Origin of the sequence: Micromonospora radicis (assembly GCF_003583405.1) — a bacterium.
GTDB lineage: Bacteria > Actinomycetota > Actinomycetes > Mycobacteriales > Micromonosporaceae > Micromonospora > Micromonospora radicis.
This window is the reverse complement of record NZ_QXEC01000022.1, coordinates 1-23655: the sequence shown is the minus strand read 5'-3', so window position 1 is coordinate 23655 and position 23655 is coordinate 1. Positions and strand designations below refer to the sequence as shown.

Sequence of the window (23655 nt, the reverse complement as noted above, 5' to 3'; positions counted from 1 at the left end):
GCGAACGAGAGAGATCCGGAGCGATCGCTGTGTCCCGAGCGGACGTCGAGCAGGCCGCCGCCCGGTCGTCCGGGCAGGCCCGGGCCGGTCGGCTGGGTCTGTTCGTCGCCGGCACCGTCGTCGCCGTCGAAACCGTCTGGCTGGCCCTCGATCTGCCGGCCGGGCCGCTGGTCAGCGACCTCGGCGCGATCACCGTGGCGGGTTGGGCGGCGGTGGCCTGCGTCGGTGCCGCCCGCCGCCACACGGCGTCGCTACGCCGGTTCTGGCTGCTGCTCGCGGCCACCATGGTGTTCTCGCTGGCCGGTCGGGCACTGTGGACGGGGGAGCGACTGTTCGGCCAGGAGCTGCCGCACACCCTGCCGATCGGGCTGATCTTCACGGCCAGCCTGTGCACCGGCACCGGCGCGCTGCTGTGTTCGGTCACCGCGCCGCGTACCCGTCTGGGGCAGGCCCGGACCCTGCTCGACGGGGTCATCGTCGGGTTGGCGCTGATCCCGATCGGCTGGTTGCTGTTGTTCCGCAACGTCGCCCTGGCGGATCTGCACGAGCCCCTGCGCTACGCCGGGTTGCTCTACCCGATGTTCGACCTGATGCAGCTGACCATCCTCGTCGCGGTGATCGGGCCGGCCCGACCGGTGTGGCGACCGATGGCGATGCTCGGGGTGAGCCTGAGCATCCGGGCAGTCGCCGACGCGACCTACGTGTCGCTGGTCGCCGCCGGCAGCTACCAGCCGGGCACCCTGGTCGACGTGCTCTGGCCGCTGAGTTACCTGCTGATCGGCGTGGCGGCCCGGCCCTCCCCGCCGCCGTACTACCAGGGTGCCGACGAAGCGGGCGAGTCACCGCTGCCGCCCCGCTGGCGGGTGGCGTTGCCGTACCTGCCGGTCGGCGGGGCCGTCGTGGCGGTGCTGCTGGCCCGCGACCCCACCGGGCACACCCCGCTGCCGATCTTCCTGGCCCTGGTGGCGCTGCTCGCGGCGTTGGCGTTGCGGCAGGGCCTGGCCGCCAACGAGAACCTGCGGCTGGTCGCCCGGCTGCGGCAACTCGCCTACGTCGACCAGCTCACCGGGCTGCCCAACCGGCTGGCGTTCACCCGCCGGCTGCGGGCCGCCCTGCGCGGGGCGAACCCGGTCGCCGTGCTGCTGCTGGACCTGGACGGGTTCAAACAGGTCAACGACCGGTTCGGGCACAGCACCGGGGACACCCTGCTCACCGGCTTGGCCCGCCGGATGCGTCGGGCCGTCGCCGACGACGGCATGATCGCCCGGATCGGCGGCGACGAGTTCGCCGTACTGGTCACCGGGGAGCGGCCCGCGGTGCCGGAGCGGCTGGCCGAGCGGCTGCTGGCGGCGTTGCACCCGTCGGCCGGCGAGGAGGTCGTCGGGGTGCACCCGTCGGCGAGCATCGGCATCGCAGAGTACGGGCCGCAGCACATCACCTACACCGACCTGCTGCGCGACGCCGATATCGCGATGTACGCGGCGAAGGCGGCCGGCAAGTCCGCGTACCAGCGGTGCACGCCCGCGCTGCGGGAATCGGCGGTGAGCCGGGCGGAACTGATCGCCGACCTGCGCCGGGCCGTCGACGAGGAGCAGTTGCACCTGGAGTTCCAGCCGATCGTCGACCTGGCCACCGGTAAGGTGCGCAGCGCCGAGGCGCTGGTGCGGTGGCGGCATCCCCGGCTGGGTGTGCTCAGCCCGGCACGGTTCCTGCCGCTGGCCGAGGAGACCGGGCTGATCCTGCCGATCGACCGGTGGGTGATCCGGGAGGCGTGCCGGGCGGCGGCGACCTGGCAGGGCCGGGCGTCGACGGCGACCGTGGCGGTGAACATCGCCGCGGCGCACCTGCGCCGGCCGGATCTGATCGCCACGGTCACCGCGGCTGTCGCGGGTGCCGGACTGGCACCCCGGGCGTTGACCCTGGAGCTGACCGAGTCGGCCCTGATCGAGGGCAGCGACGCGGTGCTCGACCGGTTGAGCCAGCTGCGGGAACTGGGCATCCGGATCGCCATCGACGACTTCGGCACCGGCTACTCGTCGTTGAGCTACCTGCACCGGATCCCGGCCACCGAGTTGAAGATCGACCGGTCGTTCGTGGCCCGGCTCTGCGAGGACAGCCGGGCGTACGCGACGGTGGAGATGGTGACCCGGCTGGCCGACGCGTTCGACCTGGGTGTGGTGGCCGAGGGGGTGGAGACCGACCGGCAACACGACGCGGTGGCTGCCATCGGCTGCGTACAGGGGCAGGGCTACCGGTACGGCCGTCCCGCCGCCCTGGCCGAGCTGCGCACCGTACTGGCCCGGTCCGGCCCGCCCGGGGTGACCGGCGTCGCAGAATCGGACTTGACCCTCACGTAACGGCAGGCGGGACCGTGGTTCGGCGGAAGGGAGGGAACCATGGCGTACACCGTGGGTCAGGTGGCCGGGCTCGCCGGGGTGACCGTGCGGACGCTGCACCACTACGACGAGATCGGGCTGTTGTCGCCGAACGGGCGCACCGGTGCCGGCTACCGCCGCTACTCCGACGCGGACCTGGAGCGGTTGCAGCTGATCCGGTACTACCGCGAGCTGGGGTTCCCGTTGGATCAGATCGCCGAGATCCTCGACGAACCGGCGAGCGGCCCGGGCGTGCACCTGCGCCGCCAGCACGAGTTGCTGACGGTACGGATCAAGCAGTTGCAGGAGATGGTCGCGGCGATCGAGTTCGCGATGGAGGCGAGCAAGTTGAACATCCCACTCACCCCGCAGGAGCGGTTCGAGGTGTTCGGTGACTTCGATCCCGACGCGCACGCCGAGGAGGCGGAGCAGCGCTGGGGTGGCACCGAGGCGTACCGGGAGTCGAACCGGCGGTCGGCGGGCTACACCAGGGACGACTGGTTGCGGCACAAGGCGGAGAACGAGGACTGGGGTCGGCGGATCGTCGCGGTGCTGGCCTCGGGTGCGCCGGCGGACAGCCCGGCGGCGATGGAACTGGCCGAGGAGCACCGGCGGCAGATCAGCCGGTGGTTCTACGAGTGCTCGTACGAGATGCACACCGGGCTGGCCGACATGTACCTGGCCGACGAGCGGTTCCTCGCGTACTACGAGGCGATCGCGCCCGGCCTGGGGGCGTACCTGCACGAGGCGATCCACGCCAATGCGATCACCCGCGCCTGATATGACTGGGGTGTCGATGCCCTGAGCCGCGGAGGTCCGTCGTGTTGATAGTCGCCGGGACGCTCTACGTCGATCCGACCGAGCGGGACGACTACCTGGCCACCTGTGCCGAGATCGTCCGGGCGGCGCGGTCGGCGCCGGGGTGTGTCGACTTCGCCATCAGCCCGGACCTGGTCGAGCCGGGCCGGATCAACGTCTACGAACGCTGGGAGTCCGAGGAGCAGCTGTTGGACTTCCGGGGCTCGGGTCCGGAGCCGGAGCAACAGGTCGCGCTCGTCGGCGCCGAGGTCCACCGGTTCCGGATCAGCGCGGTCGAGTCACCCTGACCGTCGGGTCGGCCGGGCCGAGCAGCGGCCCGGCCGACCCGGCTACCCGGTGTCCGGCCGACCGCCGGTCTCCGTGCGGGGTGCGGGGCTGGGCCGGCCGGGGAGGACCGGCCCGGCCTCGCGGTCAGTGGCCGGCGGGCGGGGAACTAGCCGGGTTGGGGGAGGCCCGGGCGGTGCCGGCCGGGTCGGCCGAGGGCGGTGTGGTCCCGGCTGGGTTGGGGGAGGCCCGCGCGGTGCCGGCCGGGTCGGCGGAGGACGCGCTGTCGTCCGCCGGGTCGGCGGGCGGCCCGCCGCCGGTGCCGTCGCCCCCGGCCGGATGCGAAGGTGTGGGCACCGGCACGGCCGGTGCGGGCCGTACCGGGGACGGTGATCCCGGGGCGTGGGTGGCCGGCGGCGTGTCGGGGGTACCGACCAGGGGGTTGGACAACGCACCGGTACCGGCGGCGAGCGCCACCCCGCCGAGCCCGGTGGCGGCGACGACCGCGGCGGCCTTGACGGTGAGCAGTCTCGCCAGGGCGGCACCGAGCCGGGGTCGGCCGCCGGTCCGAGCTTCGGCACCGATTCCTGCGGTCGCCCGGAACGCCGTCATCGCCGCCGGTTCCCCAGCGATCTCCTCGGGCTGGGCCGGGCTGCGGAGCGCGCGCAGCGGCCCGGCGAGCCGCCCGGCCCGGTCGAGCGCGACCGGGTCGCCGTCGAGGAGCCGATCGGCGGTCTCCCGGTCGATCCGGGGGGGTGGCGGGGTCCTCATCTCGGGTTCCTTGGCGTAGCCGGGCAGGTCGTCCACCGGTCCCGGCCGGGACTGGTGGACTCGTTCGATTGATTGGCGTCACCGCCCTCGAATCCGTCACGCCGGGTAACGGGCGGCCGGGGACGGGTCGGTCTCCAGCCGGCAGCGGCCAGCGGCGAAACCACCTTCTCGTCCTTGTTGGTCCACCGATCGGGTATTTCGTCCCGGGATGGCCGTGTCCATCTCGGGGCCCGGCGCCGTTAACACTGTGACACCCCGGTTGGTGGCCTGCGGTTGGTGACATGCGCGGCGAAGGAGTCGGCGTGGCAAGGACTGAATCGACGGGTTCGACATGGCGGTACCGGTGGGCGCGCCGGCAGAACGAGCGCCGGCTGCGGTTGTTCCGCAGCGCCGAGTGGAGCTGGCGGCGGCGCGACGACGAACTGCGCCGTCTGCGTACGCTCGCCGAGCAGTGTCACGGTTCGGCCGCGGCCGGTGACGGCCTGCTGCTGGAGCTGGCCCCGGAGGAGATCGTGCTCCGGGTGGTGCCGGCCGCACAGTTGGTGGAGGTGCGGCACACCGCCGTACTGCCCGCGCCCGACCTGACCGTCGGCGCCCCGACCGGTCGGCTGCGCCATCGCCTCCCGGACGGGGTACGGGTCACCGACGCAGGCATGGCGGTGATCACCAACCGGCGGCTGGTGCTGCTCGGCGGACGGGGCCGGCGCGACTGGGCGTACGGGCGGATCAGCGGTCTGGCCCACGATGCGCAGTCGCCGGTCACCCTGATCCAGGCGCTGGACCGGCGGCGTACCTCCGGGGTGCTGCTGCCCGCCGACGCGGCGGCCGAGTTCCGGTTCGTGCTCACCCTGGCCTTCGCCGACGCCATCGAGCAGCGGGAGGCGGTCGTCGCCCAGCTCGACGAGCTGATCGCGGAGCACGCCCAGGAACGACCGTCCCGGCCGAGCATCGCCACGCCGGGGCAGGCCCGGCTGTCGGCGCTGATCCCCGGTGGTCGGCGTACCGCGGTGGTCGCCGCGGCGCTGGCGGTGCTGGTGCCACTGGCGTTGGTCAACGCCGGCCCGTCGGACCCGACCCGGCAGGAGAGCGCGGTGGCCGCCACCCCGGCACCGGCTGCCGCCACCGGCGCGACCAAGGCCCCCCGGGCGGCGAACTCGCCCGCGCCGGGCCGGGCCGGCCCGACGTCGGAGCGACGCTGCGGTGCCCCGGCCAACCCGATGGGGTACGACTTCTGCGGCGGGGAGAAGGTCCGCGAACCCGACCCCGGGGTGTGCGACCACTTCGACTGCGTGCCCGGCTTCTGGGAGGGCCGGGGATACCTGGTGCAGTGCGAGAACGGCAAGTTCAGCCGGGCCGGGGGCAGTCCCCGGGCGTGCGGCCTGCACGGCGGCGTCCGCCGCACCGTCTCGGGCTGACCTCGGCCGAGGATGCTGCTGCTGGCCGACGAGCCGAGGCCCGCCTCAGTCCGCCCGGCCCTGTCGGCGTGCCGCCTGGGTCACCGCAGCGCTGACCGAGGTGCCGGGCTCACCCCGGTGCGTGGCAGACCGCCTCGACGTTGTTGCCGTCCGGGTCGCGGACGAACGCGCCGAAGTAGGCCGGGTGGTATTCCGGCCATACCCGCGGGGCGTGCAACACCTCGGCGCCCGCCGCCACCGCCGCGTCGTGGAACGCCCGGACCGCTGCCCGGTCGTCGGCGGTGAACGCGATGTGGCTCTCGTGCCCGGCGCCCTCGCCGGCCGGGCTGAGCCAGAAGTCCGGCTTGTCGCCGCCGTAGCCGACAGCCTCCGGATACTGCAGCAGCCGGCGGGCGCCGAGCGGGGCCAGGACAGCGTCGTAGAAGGCGATGCTGGCGTCGAGGTCGCGGACCTGGATGCCGAGATGGTCGAGCACTGGTTCCTCCGCGTGGACGGGTGACTGACTGGCCGAAGTGACTGACCGGACGGGCTACTGCCCGGGGCCGGGTGACCGACCGGTTACGCCGAGCCTATGGGCCGGGGGCGACAACCCCGCTCAGCGCCGCTGCGCGACCCGCTCAGCGCCGCTGCGCGACCCGGTCCGCCAGGCGCGCCAGTGCGGGCACGGCGGTGAGCAGCCGCTCCCGTTCCCCGGCGTCCAGTTCGGCCAGTGCCGCGCCGAGCAGGTCGCGGCGGTGCTGCCCGTACGCGGTGATCCGTTCCCGCGCCGCGTCGGTCAGTCCCAGCCGGACGGTACGCCGGTCGGCCGGATCCCGCTCCCGGCTCAACAGCCCCGCCGCGGTCAGCTCGCCGACCAGGGTGCTCACCGTGTTCGCGGCCGTGCCGAGGCGTTCGGCGGCTTCCCGGACGCTGATCCCGGGCTGGCGTTGCACCAGTCGCAGCACCTCCACCTGCGCGTCCGGCAACGCCACCCGGCCCGACCGCTGGCTGGCCCGGCGGCGCAGCACCCGGTGCAGGTCGCCGAGGGCTGTGCTGAGTTCGCCGAGCGTCTCGTCCGTCACAGGGCGACCCTTCCCGGTCCAATGCCTCTGATAGCAGAGCTATCGTAGCCGGATGTCGCAGACCGCCGTGTCCCCCGCCGCCGCGCCGGACCGGGTCGCCCCGCCCACCGGCCGCGCCGCCCTCGGCCTGCTGGTGCTGCTCGGCAGCCTCACCGCGATCGGGCCGCTGTCGCTGGACACCTACCTGCCGGCGCTGCCCGAGATGACCCGCGACCTGGCCACCAGCCAGGCACAGATCCAGCTCTCCCTGACCACTTGCCTGATCGGCGTCGCCTTCGGCCAACTGGTCACCGGCCCACTGAGCGACCGCTGGGGCCGGCGCCGGCCGGTGCTGATCGGGGTCGGCGCGTACGCGCTGATCTCGGTGTTCTGTGCGCTCGCGCCGTCGGCCGAAGCCCTCGCCGTGGCCCGGTTCTTCCAGGGCTTCGCCGGTGGCATGGGCACCGTGGTCGCCCGCGCCGTCGTCCGCGACCTCTACGCCGGGCGCGCCGCCGCGAAGTACTTCTCCCGACTCGTACTGATCTTCGGCCTGGCCCCGATGGTCGCGCCCGCCCTCGGCAGCCTGGTACTGGGCATCGGCGGCTGGCGCAGCATCTTCCTCTCGCTCACCGGCATCGGCGTCGTGCTCGCCGCCGCCGCCGCGTGGCGGCTGCCGGAGACGCTGCCCGCCGCGCGGCGCAACACCGGCGGCCCGGCCGCCACCGCCCGCGCCGGCCACGCCCTGCTCACCGACCGCGTCTATCTCGGGTACGCGCTGACCCAGGGCCTGGCCTTCGCCGCCCTGTTCGGCTACCTCTCCGGCTCGTCGTTCGTCCTGCAGGACGTCTTCGGCCTCTCCGTCGGCACGTTCAGCCTGGTCTTCGGCGTGAACGCGCTCGCCTTCGTCGCCGTCGGCCAACTCAACGCCCGGCTGCTCGACCGGTACGACCCCCGCCCGCTGCTCGTCGGCGGCCTCGGCATCAGCCTGCTCGCCGGCCTCGCCCTGGTCACCGGGGCACTGCTCGACGCCCTGCCAGTGGTCGTCGTCGCGCTCGTGGTCTTCCTCGGCTCGCTCGGCATGGTGATGCCCAACGGCACCGCCCTGGCCCTGGACCGGCACGCCAACCGGGCCGGTACCGCGGCGGCGCTGCTCGGCGGCATCCAGGCCGTGGTCGCGGCCGGAGCCGCGCCGCTGGTCGGCATCGGCGGCGAGGGCAGCGCGCTGCCGATGGCCGTGGTGGTGACCGGGGCCGCCGCCGGATCGCTGCTGGTGGTGCTCACCCTGGCCCGCCGCCGGTGACTCAGGCCGGCGAGGTCGACGGGGCTGTGACTGGTCAGCGGACGGCCGAGGTCGACCCCCGGCGCCGGTACCAGCAGCACCGACGCCGACGGGCCGGTACCCGCCGGCCCGGCCAGCACGATCGTGTCGATCTCGGCCCACGGCACCGTCCGGCGGAGACCGGCGACCCGCAGCACCAGCCCGTCGGCACCGATCCGGACCGGAACGCTCGGAGCCGCTGGGCGACGATCCGGCCACCCATCGCCAGCGCGAGCACCGCGACCACGGCCGTCAGGAGCCCCGGTTCGTCGGTGCGCAGCAACGCCGCGCCGAGGAGGAGGAAGGTGGCACCGAGCGCCCATGGAGAGCTAGCCGAGCGGCACCTGGACCGCGACGTCGTGCTTCGGGTAGTACGACTCGAACTGGTCGGCGCCGTACTTGTCGCGGAACATCGCCACGATGTGCCGGACCTGACCGGCGTCGGTGATCGGGGTGGCGCTCGAACTCAACGCGGTGCCGTCGACCGCCAGCCGCACCATCGGCGTCTGCTGGACGTTCTTGTACCACTGGGTGTCCGAGCCGGTCACCGGCACCAGGAACACGTTGTCGTCGTCGAGCACGAACCACACCGGCCGGGCGATCTGCCGGCCGCTGCGGCGACCGGTCACGGTCAGTTCGACCTCGCGTACGCCCGACAGCGCGTCACCGATCGCGTTGGTCATGGTGTCCTCCGGCAGCTTGCCCCCGACGATGCCCTCGACCACCAGGGTAGGCAGCGGGCCGGGCGCACGCCGCCGGTTCGGGCGTCGGTCCCCGGAACGGGAACTCCCGGTGCCGCGACCGCGGCACCGGGAGTCCACCTCAGGTCGTGGGTCAGCTCAGCGGGGCGCCGCCGGGCTGGACCACGTTGTTCACCGTCAGGGTGTACGGCGCGTACTGCGTCACCTGCTCGGTCGGCTCGTCGTAGGCGACGATGGCGACCACCTTCGGGAAGGCCAGCAGCGCCAGGGTCGGCGCCGCACCGAGGGTGAAGCTCGACTTGCCGTTCACCTCGTACTGGTAGGCGATCTTGTTCTTCTCGTCCAGGCCGACGAACCGGACGTTCCAGTTCGCCACCGGGGTCGGGGAGATCTCCGACGGTGAGTCGAACGGAGCCAGGCTCGACCCGTCGCTGACCAGCGTGCCGCCGACGGTGATGTCGTCGACCAGCAGGCCACCCTCGTTGACCCCGCCGTCGCTGACGTACCGGAAGCTGAGCAGGATGCTCTGCCCGGCGTACGCGGACAGGTCGAACGAGTGTGGCTCGAACCCGGCGGTGGTGCCGTTGAGCGCCGGGCCGAACGGACCGGCGACGGTCTTGTCACCGGCGATCGGCGTGTACGACTTACCGCCGTCGGTGGAGACACTGACGTAGCCGTAGTCGTAGCCGGCCTCGGCACCGTACTTCGCGAGGAAGGTCAGCGTCGGGGCGGCGGCCGGCACCGTCACCGGCGTGACGGCCGCGACGTCCAGGCTGTTGCCGTTGCCGGACCACAGCACCGAGTTGCCCGGACGGTCCGGGTCGTCGGTCACCGTACGCCAGGCCAGCGGGATCGCCGGCAGCGTCTTCGCGCCGGCGAACTTCACCGTCCGCAGGTCACCCCGGCCCAGCGGGGTGCCGTTGGCCTTGCGCAGCTGGACGTAGTCGGCGCCGTTGGGTGCCGCGCCCGGCGCCGCGTACGAGGCCGGGTTGGCCAGGTTGACCGTGGCGTTCAGGCTGGCCGAGGTGACCCGACGCTTGTCGACACCGAGCATGATGCCGAGCTTCGAGTTGCCGACGACCCGGTCGACCAGGTTCATCGTCTGGTAGTCGTGGATCACCTTGTACATGTCCTTGACGCCCTCGTCCTTGAGCGCCGCCTCCAGGCTGGCCAGCCCCTGCAGCTCACCGTCGCGGTGCAGCCGGGAGATGAAGTCCAGGCCGTAGCGGTCGTAGAGGAAGAGCATCAACGAGTAGACGTTGCCGTAGTCGGCGAGCACCCCACTCGACGTGCTGCCCTCGTTCCACAGGTTGATCGAGTTCTCCGGGCCGCCACAGTCACGTGGATTGGTGTTGTAGTCCGTCTGGACCGTACCGAAGCCCTGGAAGCAGTGGATGTGGCTGTCCGTGCCGGGCTGGTCGACCCGGGCGCGGGCGTCGACGTAACCGGCGAGCGTCTGCACGAAGTCCGACAGGCCCTCGTTCAGCCAGGTGGTCTCGAACGGGTCGGCGTAGTAGTGCGCCAGGTGCTGCCACTCGTGGATGAACGTGCCCTCGTACAGGTTCGGGCGCGCCGGCCGGGTGGTGCACAGGTCGTCGGTCGGCTCGTTCGGCGGGTTCGCGCCGGTACGGTGCGCCCAGTCGTACGCGTCGACCGTCATGATGTTGCGGTCGAGCAGCTCGTTGAAGAGCGAGAAGTGGAACCCGGCGATGTAGCTGGGCGCGGCCGGGAAGTCGTAGAAGTTGTCGTCCCGGACGTTGTCGACCAGGGTGACCGTCCGGTTGCCGGAACCGGTGTAGTCACCGGCGATCTGCGCGTTGCTGCCGTCCCGCTCCGGCGGAGTGCTGAACGCGGCGATCGACTTCGGGTACATGTTCGTGTCGAACTCGTTGACCAGGTGCGCCACCTGCTCGTTGGTGACGGTTGTCGAGTTCGGGATCTGCCGGCGGCAGTCACCCTCCGGGAACTCGGTGTCGTTGGCGACCCACACCTCGATGTTGTCGCCCACCCCCCGCAGCGTGTACGGCTTCAGGTAGATGATGCCCTGGTAGTCGTCGAGCGCCAGCCAGTTGCGTACCGTCCCGACCGGCGGCGTCTCGGCGGCGGCCTGCGTCCGGCGGGCCTGCGCCTGCGGCTGGTACTGGGTCGGCACCTCGACGGGTTTGCCGTTGAAGGTGAAGTCCTTACGGGTCAGCTCGCGGATGTCGCTGGCGAGTCCGGTGTCCGGGGCGGCGGCGGTCGATGCCGAAGCCGGGCCGGGGGCAGCTGACGCGGTCACCGGCTGGGCGACGACGTAGAGCAAGGGTAGGACGATGGCGCTTGCTGCTATCCCCGCAAAGCGGCGACGTGCCATGGAACCTCCTCATCGATGGAAGATCCGACCGGCACCCGATCGAGGTCGAGCAGGCATCGGTGGATCTACGCACGCTGATTGAGCGTAATCGTGACCTCAACACACCGACATCGATCAGGCAAGGGGCACGCGTCCCGCGCTGGTCGACACGGGCTACGCGAGAACACGCCACCGGCCCAGGAGGCCAAGGTCCTGGGCCGGCGGCGCGTCGAGCGCGTCGAACTTCGTCGATCAGACGAAGTTCACGTCACTGCACCGCATATCGGCCTGGTCGAGGTGCGACGCCTGCCAGGTGACGAAGAGAATGTGGTGGCTGCGTGTGGTCTACTTCGGCCCGCGCCTTGAGACTCGGCAGGTGGTCACAGGCGGACGGGGCGGGGCCGCCGGACGTTTCTGGCCGCGAAGTCCATCGGGATGTCGATCCGTGCCGGCCCGTGGGCGCCGGCCATGGCCAGCGCGCGGTGTCCAGGTGCGCAGCGGCCACCTGCTGGACCGGCTCGTACTCCTCGACCGGGTAGCCCGCGGGTAGCATCCCCGGTGAGCAGGGCCAGGGCCCGACCGGTCGGCTCGTCCCGGCCGCATCCGGCCGCGTTCCCGACCGGTCGGCTCGTCCCGACCTCAGGGGCGCCGGTAGAGCTCGATCTCGGTACGCATCAGGTCGACCCCGTGCCGCACGGCGGCAGCACCGGCGGAGGCGCCACCGTCAACACCTACCGGCCGTGGGCGAGGCTGACCCCGTGGCGCGCTTGGTGGTGCTCCGGCACCCCGGGCAGCCTCCCACCCGCGATAGGGCTTCTACAAACACCGCGGATCGCGGCACCGGCGGTCACCGTGCCCGGTGAGGCGGTCGTCGATCGTGCTGTCCCTCTCGCTAGCCAGCGCGGCCGGTTCCCTGCGCGGCCGGGCGGCGGCTGCGCGAGCGTCTGGAGATCTTGGACAGTTCCCGTCAGCCGCTGACGGAAACTGTCCAAGATCTGGATGAATGTCGTCTACGGCGACTCGCCGCTGGACCCGAAGCGAGATGTGCCGTCCGATGCGAGTCCTAACAGGATCCTCAGAGGGTCTCCGGATGATGCTCGTAGTGCTTGATCATCCATGGGAGGTCTGGTGAGGAAACACAAACGGGTCGGTGCGGCCGGGCTGGCCGCTGCTCTGGTCCTGGGCCTGGGGCAACCCGGCTGGGCCACACCCGGCGGCGGTAGTGGGGTCGATCGGGGCGCGGCGGTCCCGGTGGGCGCCGCCGACCAGGCCGTCACGGTCACGCTCGTCACCGGGGACGGATCACCCGCGATCGGGGCGGCCGGGTGACGATCCGCCCGGCGACGGACCGAGCGAAGGTCCGGTTCAGCAGCTAAGAGATCAACGGCGAGTTGCACGTGGTGCCCGTGGACGCGGTGCCGCTGATCGGCTCCGGTGTGCTGGACCGGCGGCTGTTCAACATCGACAAGCTGATCGAGTACGGCTACCACGACGCGGCCAGCGATCGGCTGCCGCTGATCGTGGCGTACCCGGACGGGGTCGCCGCACGCCGTGACGGTCCGCCGCTGGCCGGCCGGCGCCGGAGGGCATGTTCCGCACCTCCGTCACCCGGCTCACCGTGCCGGCCGGCGGCACCGCCGAGGTGGCGGCGACCGTGGACACCCGCGTCGACGCCGTGGACGGCTACTTCAGTGGGACCTGGTCGCCACCGCTGGTGAGTTCCGCACGGTGGTACCGATCGGGGTGCACCGTGAGGTGGAGAGCTACGACGTGACGGTCGAGCACCTCGACTCGATGGGCGCGCCGAGCGACACGCACTTCACCGTGCTCACCGGTATCGACGGCCCGGCCATCGAGGCCGTCGACAGCGCGGCCGGCGGCACCGCCACCGTCCGGCTGCCCACCGGCCGCTACGCCGTGAGCAGTGTCGTCGACGAGTTCGGCGAGCGGGAGCGCAGCAGCCTGCTGAACCGGCCGGAGATCGCGGTGACCCGGGATCTGACGATCAGCGTGGACGCCCGGAAGGCCAAGCCGATCAAGGCGACCGCGCCGGATCGCACCGCGCGACCGATGAAGGTCGAGGTGGGGGTGCTGTCCGACATCTTCGACAGCCCACCGGGCAAGTTCGACATCACCGCCGGCGACTTCGGGACTCTCTACTCGGGCCAGCTCGGTGGCGGTGGGGCCGCCGAACACGTCAACGGCTACGTGTCGCACCAGTGGGGCAGGCCGGACGGCGACGGCGGCTTCACCGGCATCCCGTACGTCTACCACCTGGGCGAGGGGTTCCCGGGCCGGCTGCCCACCGGATACCACCGGAACGTCAAGCGTGCCGAGTTGGCGACCGTCCGGCACGAGATCCGTGGCGAGCGGCTCGACAACTACGTGGAGCGCGACGTCGCCGCCGAGTTCGACGGCGTGTACGGGTGGACCTCCGCGCTCTCGGTACCGGTTGCTGACAAGTTCCTACCAGGACACCTGGAACGTCGCACCGCTCGGGCCGGCGCTGCTGCGGACCCCGGGGGCAGCGCGGCGCGGATCGAGGACCTGGCAGCCGGCGAAGGTGCAGGCGATGGGGAAGAGCTGGACCGCGACGGTCCAGCACTCCCGGGGCGGTGGGTACGTCTCGCTGCGTACCTCGGCCACCGACAAGCAGGGCAACACCGTCGATCAGAGGGTCATCCGGGCGTACCGGTTGACCGGCAACTGAGCACGTCGCCGCGCCGCCCGGTCACCCGACCGGGCGGCACGGTCGGTCGAACCGGTACGGGGAGCGCCGTCAGCTCGGCTGACAAGCCGTTTGCTGAGTTGGCGTCCGTGAATGTCGCGCTTGGGATCTGTCGCGTGCGGTGCTCGACCGGCAGTCGAGCGATTCGCGCTCTCCCTGTTCGGCTCGCGTCTATGCGCCGACCGGGCCATAACCGGACCCGTCCGATCGATGAAACCTCGTCCGTTGTCGGTGGCCCATCCGAAACCCGGCCACCTTCCGGACCATTCAGCCGAACCCCCGGCCAGCTCAGGTGCGGCATTGTGCCAAAGGCCGCCACGATCGCGGGACATCGGGCGGGTTCGTTGGAGGGGACTGCGGATGACCGAGCGGCCGAACACGGCACCAGGTTGGCGATCGCGCTGGGCGGAACGGGAGAACGCCCGGCGGCAGAGCGCCCATCACACGATGGCGCAGGCATGGGACCGGCGGAACACCGATCTTACGAGCATGCGTGCGGCGGCGGCGAACTATCGACCGCTGTCGCACGCGCCTGCGGGGGTACTGATCGACCTTCGTCGGGGCGAGACGGTGTACCACACCACCCCCGCCGCTCAGATGATCGAGGCGCCGCAGCTCGCCAACCTGCCGGCGATCACGCCCGACCTGGTGGCGAGTCCGGCCGAGGCCCTCCGCCGACCGCTGCCGGAGGGCTTTCGGGTGATGGACGCCGGCACCGTGGTGATCACGGACCGTCGGGTGGTCTTTCTCGGCGCCCGGGGTAAACGTGAATGGGCGTACCCCAAGCTGGTCGGATTGCTGCATGACCGCAGTTCGCCGTACACCCTCATGCACGTCGTCAACCGGCAGCGGATCTCCGGCCTCTACCTTCCGTCGGCGAGCGCGCCGGGTTTCCGCTTCAACCTGGCCCTGGCGTTGGCCGATGCCCGAATGCAACGGCCCGCCCTGGTCGCCCAGCTCGACGGCATGCTGGCGGAACATCACCGGGCGCAGCCGGTGCCGCCCGCCCGCGTCGCCGCCGCCGACGCGCCGGTGACGGCGCGGGTGCCCGGTGGGATGTTCAGCATCGCGGTGATGCTGCTGTTCGCGCTGTGCGCCTTCGGCGGCTTGATCCAGGTCGTCTCCGATCCCCCGGCGAGGCAGGTCGCGGAGGTGAGCCCGGCGGCGAGCGGCCTACCCGAAGTCTCGTCCGCGCCGGGTACGGGTAACCCGTCACCGCCGTCCGGGGACGTGGGGGAGGAGGCGCGGACCGCCGCTCCCTCGGCCTCGGCGGCGGGCGCCGGGGTGACGGAATCCTCGGCGTCGGCCTCGCCGTCGACGTCCGAGGCGCCACGGACGTCGGGGTCGAGTCCGAAACCGACCCGGGCTCCAGCGGTCAAGCCGACCACCGCCACGCCACGGCCCACGCCGACCACCGCCCGACCCGCCCCGACCACCACACCGCCCAAGCCCAAACCGACCACGAAGTCGCCCGCCCCGAAGAAGGTCGACCTCTGTGGCGCACCGCAGAATCCGTTCGGCTACAACTTCTGTGGCGGCTCATACATCTATGCGCCCGCAGCTGGCGTCTGCCAGTACTTCTCCTGCATTGGCAACTTCAGCAACGGCAAGGGCTACATGATCCAGTGCAACGACGGCATGGTCAGCATGTCCGGCGGGCGCCCCGGATCCTGCTCCCACCACGGCGGCAACCGTCGACCCGTATACAAGTAGCCCCCTCGTCCGCGCTTCTCGGAAGTCTCGCCGACTTGGTACGAAGACGCCGGGCTCCTGGTGGCCGTACAGTTCGCCGTCTCACCCGTACCGGGTAGCCGGTCTGGGCGGCAAGCGATTCCCGGCCGATCCAGGTTGCGGCGGTCGGTGTGGCGGTGAGACACACGGTCCAGCCGCCTTCCTGCAGCAGATCGATCAGCTCATGGATCCGCGCGCCGCGCAGACGACCAGGGCGAGAACTCGTTGGTGGGTCGTGCCGGTAGCCCGGCGCGCTCCGCGAGCGGTCGCAGCCCCGGCGTCGCGGCCCGGCGCTCCTTCGCCAACAGGTCGAGCAGTAGCTCGCGGGCTTGCCGGTTCGCGTACCTCATCTCGGCAGCCACCCGTTCCGCTTCGAGTAGGTGCAGCACGGCGACCGACCTGTCACCGGACGACATCACGGCCGCTGCGGCCAGGTCGACGTGCACCTGGGCCCTCCGGCCGACCAGCACGGTGGGCAGCCGTGCCGTGTCGAGCCGAGTCCCGATCTCCATGGCCTGTTCCGCGTGGCCTCCTCGCATGGCCGCCGACACCGCGTGGATGACGACGTTCGTCGGACCGAAGCCTGTCCACACACTGCTGCGATGTGCACCGGGGGCGTTGCGGCTCAGGTCCGTTGCTTGGGCGAGCACATCCGGCATCAAGCGGGCAGCCGTTGTATAGCTCGCCCGCTGGTAGAGGTTGTGCACCCGGCCCACGGCGCGCCGCACCTCGACGAGCGAGGGTGCCGGTGCGGCGTCCACGAGATAGCTGGTGAGGAAGGTTCGGAGGCCGGCCAAGAGATCAGGCCGGGCGGCGGGGGAGACGGGATCACGCTCCATGTCCTTCACGGCCTGCCCTCGGTGTGCTGCCACCGCCACGTCGACGAGCATGTCGTCGAGTTGTTCGAGCGCAACTCCCAACGCGGCGGCAATCCGGTTCCGATGCCACGGCTGCGGATCGGTATCCGCATTCTCCCAGCGCACCACAGTGGATCACACCATACCGAGAAGGTCGGCCAGACGTTCCTGGCTGTACCCGAGCGCCTAGCGGCGTTGGGATTCGGCTTCGCCGTGTGGGCGTTGAGTGTGCACGCCGCCGAGCAGTGGCCGGAGGGGCCGCGTTGCCGCAACGGCCGGGCGCCGCATCCGTGCCGGCTGCACCGGTAGGGGCGTCGGGTGCTCGACCGGCGTGGGTTGGACCCGGCGCAGGTGGAGGACTTCCCGCCGGGGGGCGCGACGGTCGGTGGTCGCGGTGCCGGCGCAGCGCTGGATCGTTCACCCGCCGACGACGCTGACCAGCCTGGACGAGGCCGTCGAACTGGGGGTGGCGTTACGCGAGGCGCTCGGGCACGTCAGCGGCCGGGCGGTTGGTAGGTCATCGTGGTCCGGGTGGCGGCGTCGACCTGCTCCGGGGTGAGCAGCGGGGTGACCTGGAGGTTGACCGCGCCGGTGGCCCGTACGGTGATCGCGATGGCGGCGGCGGTGACGTGGTCGGGCAGTTCGCAGATCACGTACGTGTCGAACTCGCCGAAGGCGAAGTAGAAGGCGTCCACCTGGCCACCGAGGTTCTCCACCAGCGAGCGGACGATCTCGGAGCGTACGCTGCCGCCGTCCTTGTCCAGCCCCTTGAGGCCCTCGATCGTGTAGGTCGAGGAGAGCAGGAACTTCGCCATCCCGGGACCGCCTTCCGCCTGGGTGTCACCTCGGTCGCCGGACCGCGGCTACCCGTTGTCGGCGCGATCATACGTGGCGTGGCGTGACGGGCCGTGCGCGGAAAGTTGTCATATCCTGATTGCTCGATCAGGCCGGACGGCGAGGGTTGGGTGCAGAGCGAATGCGTGACCTGCTCAGATCGGCGGCGGGGGAGCGGTTGGGGCTCGTCGCGTACGACGCGGACTTCGCCGCGGCGGTGGCTACGGTCGACGGCCCGATCCTGCGTACGCAGCGGTTGCAGACGCTGCGCGAACCGGGTAATCCGGCCTGGGAGGCGTTCACCGAGGGGCGCTGGGACGAGGCGTTGCGGCTCGCGGCCGAGCCGGACCCGGAGACGGTCCGGTTCTTCGACCAGCTCGACAAGGCCGGTTCGGGGCTGCGTCGGCTGCGGGTGGTGGAGCGTCCGCTCAGCGCGTACCTGCTGTGGGAGCTGCACGTGTTGCGGCACCGGGCGCAGGCCGGTGAGCGGATCCGGGTGCTCGGGGCGGAACGGCTGACCGGCTTCGAGGACAAGCACGGCCGGATCCCCGAGCTGATGGTGCTCGGCGATCGGGTGCTCTACGAGGTGATGTACGACCCGGCGGGTACCCCGGTGGGCGCCCGGAAGGTGGTCGAGCCGGGCGTGGTGCGGGCCTGCCGGGTGCAGGTCGAGTCGCTGCTCCAGGAGGCCGAGCCCTACGAGGCGTACTTCCGGCACGAGGTGGCGGGGCAGCGACCCGGCGGGTAGCGCGGCCGGAGCCCGGTCACGGTCGGCGCGCGGTGCTGAACTGATCAAGTAGCCGGGTCCGTATCCATGGCCATGCGGACGACAGAGTTGGTGACCTGCCCGCGCGACGCGTTCGACTGGCTCGGACCGGCCGGGGTACGTGGCGTGGTGCACCGCTGGATGCGCCTGGTCGCCGCCGACGCGGAACTGGCGCCGTACCTGCTCGGGATCGACCGGCCCCGACTCGCCACCCACCTCGCGGCCCAGCTGACCACGGCCCTGGGCGGTCCGGCCGGGGCACACCGACCGGGCGGCGGCGGATGGCGGCGGTTGGGGTTGACCGAGGAGCAGCACTGGCGGGTGCTGGACTACCTGGCGGCGGTGCTGTGGGTGTTGGACCTGCCGATCGACACGATCACCGCCGCCCAGCGCAGCGCGAGCGCGGAACTGACATAGCCGCGCAGTAGGGTGCGGGGACCGTCGGGCGAGGGGTGGGCGATGCGGACCGAGTTGGCGGTGCCGCCAGGGGTCGAGGCGGATCGGGTGATCACCGCCGTGCTGGCCGACCTGCGCTCCGGTGACCATCGCGGAGTGGTGGTCGACTCGCCGCCCGGCGCGGGCAAGTCGACGCTGGTGGTCCGGGCCGCCGTCGAGCTGGCCGGCACCGGTGAGCCGCTGATCGTCATCGCGCAGACCAACGAGCAGGTGGACGACCTGATCGACCGGCTCGCCCGCAAGGCGCCGGAGCTGCGCGTCGGCCGGCTCTCCGCGAGCGACTACCGGCCCTCGCCTCGGGTCCGGGCACACCAGCAGGTCCGGGTCGCCGCGAAGGTCACCGACCTCGCCGCCTCGGCCGTCGTCATCGGTACGGCCGCCAAGTGGGCCACGGTCACCGAGGGACGCTGGCCGTGGGCGATCGTGGACGAGGCGTACCAGATGCGTTCGGACGCCCTGCTGCGGGTGGCCGGCAGGTTCGAGCGGGCCCTGTTCGTCGGGGATCCGGGGCAGCTCGACCCGTTCTCCACCGTCGACGTGGGTCGCTGGGCCGGGCTGACCTGGGATCCGATGCAGTCGGCGGTGTCGGTGCTGCTGCGGCACAACCCGCAGTTGCCGGTGCACCGGCTGCCGGTGTCCTGGCGGCTGCCCGCCTCGGCCGCCCCGCTGGTCTCCCGGGCGTTCTACCCGTTCACCGGCTTCCGGGCCGGCACCGCGCCCGCCGACCGGGTACTGCGGATCACCGGCGCCGGGCGCGGTGACGCCGTGGACCGGGCGGTGGAGTTGGCGACGGAGACCGGCTGGGCGCTCTACGAACTGCCGGCCCGGCACACCCCGCGTACCGACGGCGAAGCCACCGCCGCGTGCGCCGCGCTCGCGCTGCGGGTGCTGGCCCGCGGCCTGGTCGCGGTCTGCGAGCAGGCGCCGGACGGCGCGCCGGTGAGCGCGGCGCGGATCGCCGTCGGTGCCGCGCACCGTGACCAGGTGGCGGCCATCCGGGCCCAGCTGGGCGAGGTGGGCGCGGGCGTCACGGTGGACACTGCCAACCGGCTCCAGGGCCGGGAGTACGACGTGACGATCGTGCTGCACCCGCTCTCCGGCCGGCGCGACGCGACCGCCTTCCACCTGGAGTCGGGGCGGCTCTGCGTGCTCGCCTCCCGGCACCGGCAGGCCTGCGTCGTGGTGGCCCGGGCCGGCATCGGCGAGCTGCTCGACGCCCACCCCTCGACCGACGTGCCGCAGCTGGACGTGCCGGTACGCTTCCCCGACGGCTGGGAGGCCAACCAGGCCATCCTCGCCCACCTCGCGGCCACGGCGGTCCGCCCCGGCCAGCACCGGCCCGATTCCACCCCGTTCCCGCGATACCCGGCTGAGACTGTCGGCCCGGTCGGCTACCGTCGGTTGCCATGAGCGCGCGATCCCGGGAAGCCATGATCGGGCGAGCGCATCCCACCGGGTTGCTGGCCGCGGAGGTCGAGCGGGCCGCGGCCAGCCACGGCGGCCTCGTGCTGGTCACCGGCGAGCCGGGGATCGGCAAGACCACCCTGGTCACCGCCGCGGCCGACGAGGCACGCCGGCAGGGCGCGCTGGTGCTCGGCGCCGCCTGCTGGGACTCGGCCAGCGCACCCGGTTACTGGCCGTGGTTCCAGGTGCTGCGCGGGCTGCGCCGGTCGCCCGACGACTGGGCGGTGGCGCGGGACACCGCCGAACCGGCGCTCACCCTGCTGCACGGCAAGCCCAGCGCCCTCACCCGGCACGGCGCGGAGAGCCCGACCGACGTGGGTGACCCGGCCGAGCAGGAGGCGTTCGGCCTCTACGACGCGGTCACCACCGCACTGGTCGCCGTCTCCCAGCGCCGGCCGGTCGTGGTGCTCCTGGAAGACCTGCACTGGGCCGACGCGGAGTCGATGCGGTTGTTGCAGTTCGTCGCCCAGCACACCTGGTTCGAACGGTTGCTGTTCGTCGGCACCTACCGCGACGCCGAGGTCGAGGCGGGTGAGCATCCGCTCCGGCCGTTGCTGATGTCGCTGGTGGCCAAGGCCACCACGATCACCCTCGGTGGCCTGTCCCGGGACGACGTCGGCGTGCTGATGGCCCGCACCACCGGGGCGGAGCCCACCGCCGAGATCGTCGACGACGTCCACCGGCGCACCGGCGGCAACCCGTTCTTCGTCGAGCAGACCGCCCGGCTCTGGCACATCGACGGCAAGGTCAGCAGCATCGCTCCCGGCGTACGGGAGGTGGTGCGCAAGCGCCTCGACCATCTGCCTGCCGCCGTGGTCGACGCGCTGCGGGTCGCCGCCGTACTCGGGCGGGAGTTCCACGGGGCGGTCCTCGCGGCCGGCGCCGGTCTGCCGCCGGGTCGGGTCGACCAACTCCTCGACGTCGCGGTGGGCGCGCGGTTGGTGCTCGGCCACGGCGACGGCCGGTACGCCTTCGCGCACGACCTGGTCCGGGAGACGCTCTACGACGGCCTCGCCGCCGACGACCGCCGGGAGCACCACGCCACCGTCGTCCGTGCCGTCGACGAACACGCCGCGCTCGCCGACCGGCTGATCCCCGCCGACCTGGCCCGGCACGCCTGGCTCGCCGGTGACCGGCTCGACGCCTACCGCCGCGCCAACCTGTTGCAGGCCGCCGCCCGGGACGCCAGTTGCCGGCTGGCGATCGAGGAGTCGGCGGTGCACCTGCGCCGCGCCCTGGTGGTCAGCCGGGACGAGACGCAACGCGTCCGCATCATGATCGAGCTGGCCGACCGGCTCTTCCACACCGGCGACCGGGCCGAGGCGCGGCAGTTGCTCGCCGAGACCACCGTGCAGGCGCTGGCGGTCGACGAACCGGCCCTGCTGGCCCGGTTCGCCCTCAGCGTCCACCGGCACTGCCAACTCAACGCCCGGCTCAGCATCGACACCGAGGCGCTGGTGCGGGAGGCGTACCGGCGGCTCATCGGCGAGCCCGCCGCCGACGCCGCGATCGACACCCTGGAAGCCGGCCTGATCGCCGCCACCGAGGAGCTGGCCCGACGCGAGCGGGACGACGAGGCGCTCAGCCTCAGCCTGTGGGCCCGCCACGACAGCCACTGGGGCCTCGGCACGGCGGCCGACCGGGTGGCGCTCACCGCCGAGCTGCGCGACCTGGCCCGGCGCGGCGCCGACCAGGAAACCGAGCTGTGGGCCACCTCGCTGCGCTGGGTCGCGCTGCTGGAGATCGGCGACCCCCGCTACCTGGACGAGCACACCGCCTTCGTGACCGCCGGCCGGCGCACCGGCAAACCCCGGCACCAGATGGGCGCCGAGATCGACAACGGGATCGTCAGCGCCTTCCGGGGCGACTTCGCCGCCGCCGACTCCTGCTACTTCCGACTGAGCGGCCTCGACGAGTGGGAGCACGAGGACCACCTGTTCATGGGGCATCACCTGCGCTGGGCGCTGGAACTGCTGCGCGGGCGGTTCGCCGAGGCACAGGCGCTGCTCGACGGGCTAGACCCGGCCGAGCACCAGTTCCTCGACCTGCTGCACGCGGTCACCGCCGCCGAACGCGGCGACCACGCCACCGCCGCCCGGACCGTCGCCCGGCTGGAAGCCGCCGGCACCACGTACCCAACGCCGATCAGCCCGCTCTGGCTGCGCCTGCGAGCCCAGGCCACCGTCGCCGACCCGACCCGCTGTGCCGCCGTCCGACAGGCCCTGCTGCCGTACCGGGGCCAGTGGCTCGTCGCCATGTTCGGCTGTGACGTCAGCGGCCCGGTCGACCACTGGCTGGCCGTGGTGGACGCCGCCGAGCAGCGCTGGGACGACGCCGTCGCCGGCTTCTCCGCCGCCCGCGCCAACGCCGACCGGATGGGTTCCCGGCCCTGGTCCCTGCTGGCCCGCACCGCACTCGCGGACGCCCTCACGGCCCGCGACCGACCGGGCGACGCGGCGACCGCGGCGGCCCTACGCGCCGAGGCCGAGCCCGAGGCCCGCGCCCTCGACCTGCGCCAGGTACTCGCCCGCCTCGCCGAAACGTCGCTCGGCCCGGCATCGCCGTCGACGCACGGGTCTCGGCCGCTGTCGTCTTCAGGGTCGGGTTCGTCTTCGGGGTCGGCATCGTCTTCGGGGTCGGGCTCGCCTCCGTGGTCCGGTTCGTCTTCGGGTTCGTCTTCGGGTTCGGGCTCGCCTTCGCTGTTGCCGTCGGGGTCGGGGCTGGCGGAGGTGGCCGGCGGTGCGGCGGGGCCGGCTGGGTCGGCCTCGGTTACGACGGCGCCCGATAGGCCGGTGGTCGGTGATCCGTCGGTGGTCGGTGATCCCTCGGCGGTCGGTGGGCCGTTGGTGGTCGGTGATCCGTCGGCGGTCGGTGGGCCGGTGAATGGTGTTCAGCCGGTGGTCGGTCGGTCGGTGGGCGCTGCTCCTGCGGCGTACGAGTTCTGCCGCGACGGCGCGGTCTGGCGGCTCACCTATGCCGGTACCACCGCGTACCTGCCCGATGCGAAGGGGCTGAACGACCTGCGCCTACTGCTCGGTCGTCCCGGTGTCGACGTGCCCGCGGTGGAGTTGCTCGACCCAGCCGCCGGGCCGCAACTCGTCGCCGCCCGGCGGCTCGGCGGCGACGAGATCCTCGACGACGAGGCGAAGCTCCGCTACCGGCGGCACCTCGCGCGGCTCGACGACGAGATCGACCGGGCGGCCACCCGCGCCGACGAGGCGAAGGTGGCGGCGCTCGACGCCGAGCGGCGCGCCCTGCTCGACCAACTGCGCTCGGCCGCCGGGCTGGCCGGGCGTACCCGCCGCCTCGGTGACGAGGCCGAACGGGCCCGCAAGACGGTCACCGCCCGGATCCGGGACACCCTGCGGCGCCTCGACCAGCGGCATCCGGCCCTCGCCGCCCACCTGCGGGAGACCGTGTCCACCGGGGCCGCCTGCCGGTACCTGCCGGCCACCCCGGTCACCTGGCAGCTCTGACCAGCCGCTGATGCCGGCGACTTTCGTAGGGCGTCACCCGTCTGCTCTCCACCGGGGGGGGTGCCCCACCATTCTCTACGGGGGAGGTGCCCCACCATGATCACCGGGAGGTGCCCCACCACGATCACCGGGAGGCGCCCCACCATGATCACGCTCGATCCGGGATCGAGTGGCCTCACCGTGCTTCGGTAGCCACTCGATCCCGGATCGAGCGTGATCTCCCGCGTGGGGCGTGATCTCCCGCGTGGGGCGTGATCTCCCGCGTGGGGCGTGGTCTTCCGCGTGGGGCGTGGTCTTCCGCGTGGGGC

Annotated in this window: 21 protein-coding genes; 13 read left to right on the top strand and 8 right to left on the bottom strand. The window is 72.4% G+C overall.

Translation table 11 applies throughout. The annotated features are described in order from the left end of the window. Positions 1-29 precede the first annotated feature (29 nt). The 3 genes from D2L64_RS20535 to D2L64_RS20525 are packed head-to-tail and all read left to right on the top strand — an operon-like array spanning position 30 to position 3481. A complete protein-coding gene (locus tag D2L64_RS20535; RefSeq protein ID WP_119578843.1) occupies positions 30-2357 on the top strand; it encodes a putative bifunctional diguanylate cyclase/phosphodiesterase in 2328 nt (775 codons plus the stop codon). A gap of 39 nt (positions 2358-2396) precedes the next feature. Then, positions 2397-3155: a MerR family transcriptional regulator gene (locus tag D2L64_RS20530; RefSeq protein ID WP_119578842.1), complete on the top strand. Its 759-nt coding sequence runs from the start codon at positions 2397-2399 to the stop codon at positions 3153-3155. Positions 3156-3196: 41 nt separating this feature from the next. Continuing rightward, positions 3197-3481: a putative quinol monooxygenase gene (locus tag D2L64_RS20525; RefSeq protein WP_119578841.1), complete on the top strand. Its 285-nt coding sequence runs from the start codon at positions 3197-3199 to the stop codon at positions 3479-3481. A 124-nt stretch (positions 3482-3605) separates the two neighbouring features. Here the strand turns inward: D2L64_RS20525 and D2L64_RS20520 are convergent, their stop codons facing one another. Continuing rightward, complete coding sequence (locus D2L64_RS20520; RefSeq protein WP_147376269.1) at positions 3606-4229, bottom strand: hypothetical protein; 624 nt, start codon at positions 4227-4229, stop codon at positions 3606-3608. Positions 4230-4531: 302 nt separating this feature from the next. Between D2L64_RS20520 and D2L64_RS20515 the strand changes: the two genes are divergently transcribed. Next, on the top strand, positions 4532-5644 hold the full coding sequence (locus D2L64_RS20515; RefSeq protein WP_119578839.1) for a hypothetical protein: 1113 nt from the start codon (positions 4532-4534) through the stop codon (positions 5642-5644). A gap of 109 nt (positions 5645-5753) precedes the next feature. Here the strand turns inward: D2L64_RS20515 and D2L64_RS20510 are convergent, their stop codons facing one another. Then, entirely contained in the window at positions 5754-6119 is a 366-nt protein-coding gene (locus D2L64_RS20510; RefSeq protein WP_119578838.1) for a VOC family protein, read from the bottom strand. Between the two features lie 142 nt (positions 6120-6261). Further along, positions 6262-6705 carry a MarR family winged helix-turn-helix transcriptional regulator gene (locus D2L64_RS20505; RefSeq protein WP_119578837.1) on the bottom strand — a complete coding sequence of 148 codons (444 nt, stop codon included), beginning with the start codon at positions 6703-6705 and terminating at the stop codon, positions 6262-6264. A gap of 52 nt (positions 6706-6757) precedes the next feature. Between D2L64_RS20505 and D2L64_RS20500 the strand changes: the two genes are divergently transcribed. Next, positions 6758-7984, top strand: a complete 1227-nt coding sequence (locus D2L64_RS20500; RefSeq protein WP_119578836.1) for a multidrug effflux MFS transporter — start codon at positions 6758-6760, stop codon at positions 7982-7984. Positions 7985-8331: 347 nt separating this feature from the next. Here D2L64_RS20500 and D2L64_RS20495 read toward each other — a convergent pair whose 3' ends face one another. Next, entirely contained in the window at positions 8332-8727 is a 396-nt protein-coding gene (locus D2L64_RS20495) for a nitroreductase/quinone reductase family protein (RefSeq protein ID WP_233559064.1), read from the bottom strand. Positions 8728-8836: 109 nt separating this feature from the next. Then, complete coding sequence (locus tag D2L64_RS20490; RefSeq protein WP_233559063.1) at positions 8837-11005, bottom strand: M6 family metallopeptidase; 2169 nt, start codon at positions 11003-11005, stop codon at positions 8837-8839. A gap of 1158 nt (positions 11006-12163) precedes the next feature. Here D2L64_RS20490 and D2L64_RS20480 point away from each other — a divergent pair. Beyond that, on the top strand, positions 12164-12364 hold the full coding sequence (locus tag D2L64_RS20480; RefSeq protein ID WP_147376268.1) for a hypothetical protein: 201 nt from the start codon (positions 12164-12166) through the stop codon (positions 12362-12364). Positions 12365-12432: 68 nt separating this feature from the next. Beyond that, positions 12433-12753, top strand: coding sequence for a hypothetical protein (locus D2L64_RS27120; RefSeq protein WP_147376267.1), 321 nt, complete (start codon positions 12433-12435; stop codon positions 12751-12753). Positions 12754-12945: 192 nt separating this feature from the next. Here the strand turns inward: D2L64_RS27120 and D2L64_RS20470 are convergent, their stop codons facing one another. Continuing rightward, positions 12946-13137 carry a hypothetical protein gene (locus tag D2L64_RS20470; protein WP_147376266.1) on the bottom strand — a complete coding sequence of 64 codons (192 nt, stop codon included), beginning with the start codon at positions 13135-13137 and terminating at the stop codon, positions 12946-12948. Positions 13138-13607: 470 nt separating this feature from the next. Here D2L64_RS20470 and D2L64_RS27325 point away from each other — a divergent pair, with 470 nt between their 5' ends. Beyond that, the gene (locus D2L64_RS27325) at positions 13608-13745 is read left to right on the top strand and encodes a hypothetical protein (RefSeq protein ID WP_158603519.1); all 138 of its coding nucleotides are present in this window, start codon (positions 13608-13610) and stop codon (positions 13743-13745) included. Between the two features lie 507 nt (positions 13746-14252). Then, on the top strand, positions 14253-15476 hold the full coding sequence (locus D2L64_RS20465; RefSeq protein WP_119578831.1) for a hypothetical protein: 1224 nt from the start codon (positions 14253-14255) through the stop codon (positions 15474-15476). A gap of 200 nt (positions 15477-15676) precedes the next feature. On the opposite strand, the gene D2L64_RS20460 is transcribed toward D2L64_RS20465, so the two are convergent. Both D2L64_RS20460 and D2L64_RS20455 read right to left on the bottom strand, forming a co-directional pair. After that, positions 15677-16480: a hypothetical protein gene (locus D2L64_RS20460; RefSeq protein ID WP_147376265.1), complete on the bottom strand. Its 804-nt coding sequence runs from the start codon at positions 16478-16480 to the stop codon at positions 15677-15679. A 365-nt stretch (positions 16481-16845) separates the two neighbouring features. Continuing rightward, a complete protein-coding gene (locus D2L64_RS20455; RefSeq protein ID WP_119578829.1) occupies positions 16846-17166 on the bottom strand; it encodes a GYD domain-containing protein in 321 nt (106 codons plus the stop codon). Positions 17167-17327: 161 nt separating this feature from the next. Here D2L64_RS20455 and D2L64_RS20450 point away from each other — a divergent pair, with 161 nt between their 5' ends. From D2L64_RS20450 to D2L64_RS20435, 4 genes are all read left to right on the top strand, one after another. Next, the gene (locus D2L64_RS20450; RefSeq protein WP_119578828.1) at positions 17328-17933 is read left to right on the top strand and encodes a DUF6879 family protein; all 606 of its coding nucleotides are present in this window, start codon (positions 17328-17330) and stop codon (positions 17931-17933) included. Positions 17934-17999: 66 nt separating this feature from the next. Beyond that, positions 18000-18368 (top strand): globin family protein, encoded by a 369-nt coding sequence (locus D2L64_RS20445; protein ID WP_233559062.1) that lies wholly within the window; start codon positions 18000-18002, stop codon positions 18366-18368. A 42-nt stretch (positions 18369-18410) separates the two neighbouring features. Beyond that, entirely contained in the window at positions 18411-19817 is a 1407-nt protein-coding gene (locus D2L64_RS20440) for an AAA domain-containing protein (protein ID WP_233559061.1), read from the top strand. Further along, complete coding sequence (locus tag D2L64_RS20435; RefSeq protein ID WP_119578827.1) at positions 19814-23347, top strand: ATP-binding protein; 3534 nt, start codon at positions 19814-19816, stop codon at positions 23345-23347. The genes D2L64_RS20440 and D2L64_RS20435 overlap by 4 nt, the downstream gene beginning before the upstream one ends. The last annotated feature ends 308 nt before the right edge of the window (positions 23348-23655 follow it).

Excerpts from the sequence above, each read along its gene's own strand:
- D2L64_RS20530 (WP_119578842.1), top strand. The coding sequence starts at position 2,397 with ATGGCGTACACCGTGGGTCAGGTGGCCGGGCTCGCCGGGGTGACCGTG.
- D2L64_RS20520 (WP_147376269.1), bottom strand. The coding sequence starts at position 4,229 with ATGAGGACCCCGCCACCCCCCCGGATCGACCGGGAGACCGCCGATCGG.
- D2L64_RS20500 (WP_119578836.1), top strand. The coding sequence starts at position 6,758 with ATGTCGCAGACCGCCGTGTCCCCCGCCGCCGCGCCGGACCGGGTCGCC.
- D2L64_RS20470 (WP_147376266.1), bottom strand. The coding sequence starts at position 13,137 with ATGTCGGACAGCACCCCCACCTCGACCTTCATCGGTCGCGCGGTGCGA.
- D2L64_RS27325 (WP_158603519.1), top strand. The coding sequence starts at position 13,608 with ATGGGGAAGAGCTGGACCGCGACGGTCCAGCACTCCCGGGGCGGTGGG.
- D2L64_RS20465 (WP_119578831.1), top strand. The coding sequence starts at position 14,253 with ATGCGTGCGGCGGCGGCGAACTATCGACCGCTGTCGCACGCGCCTGCG.
- D2L64_RS20455 (WP_119578829.1), bottom strand. The coding sequence starts at position 17,166 with ATGGCGAAGTTCCTGCTCTCCTCGACCTACACGATCGAGGGCCTCAAG.
- D2L64_RS20450 (WP_119578828.1), top strand. The coding sequence starts at position 17,328 with ATGCGTGACCTGCTCAGATCGGCGGCGGGGGAGCGGTTGGGGCTCGTC.
- D2L64_RS20445 (WP_233559062.1), top strand. The coding sequence starts at position 18,000 with ATGGCCATGCGGACGACAGAGTTGGTGACCTGCCCGCGCGACGCGTTC.
- D2L64_RS20440 (WP_233559061.1), top strand. The coding sequence starts at position 18,411 with ATGCGGACCGAGTTGGCGGTGCCGCCAGGGGTCGAGGCGGATCGGGTG.
- D2L64_RS20435 (WP_119578827.1), top strand. The coding sequence starts at position 19,814 with ATGAGCGCGCGATCCCGGGAAGCCATGATCGGGCGAGCGCATCCCACC.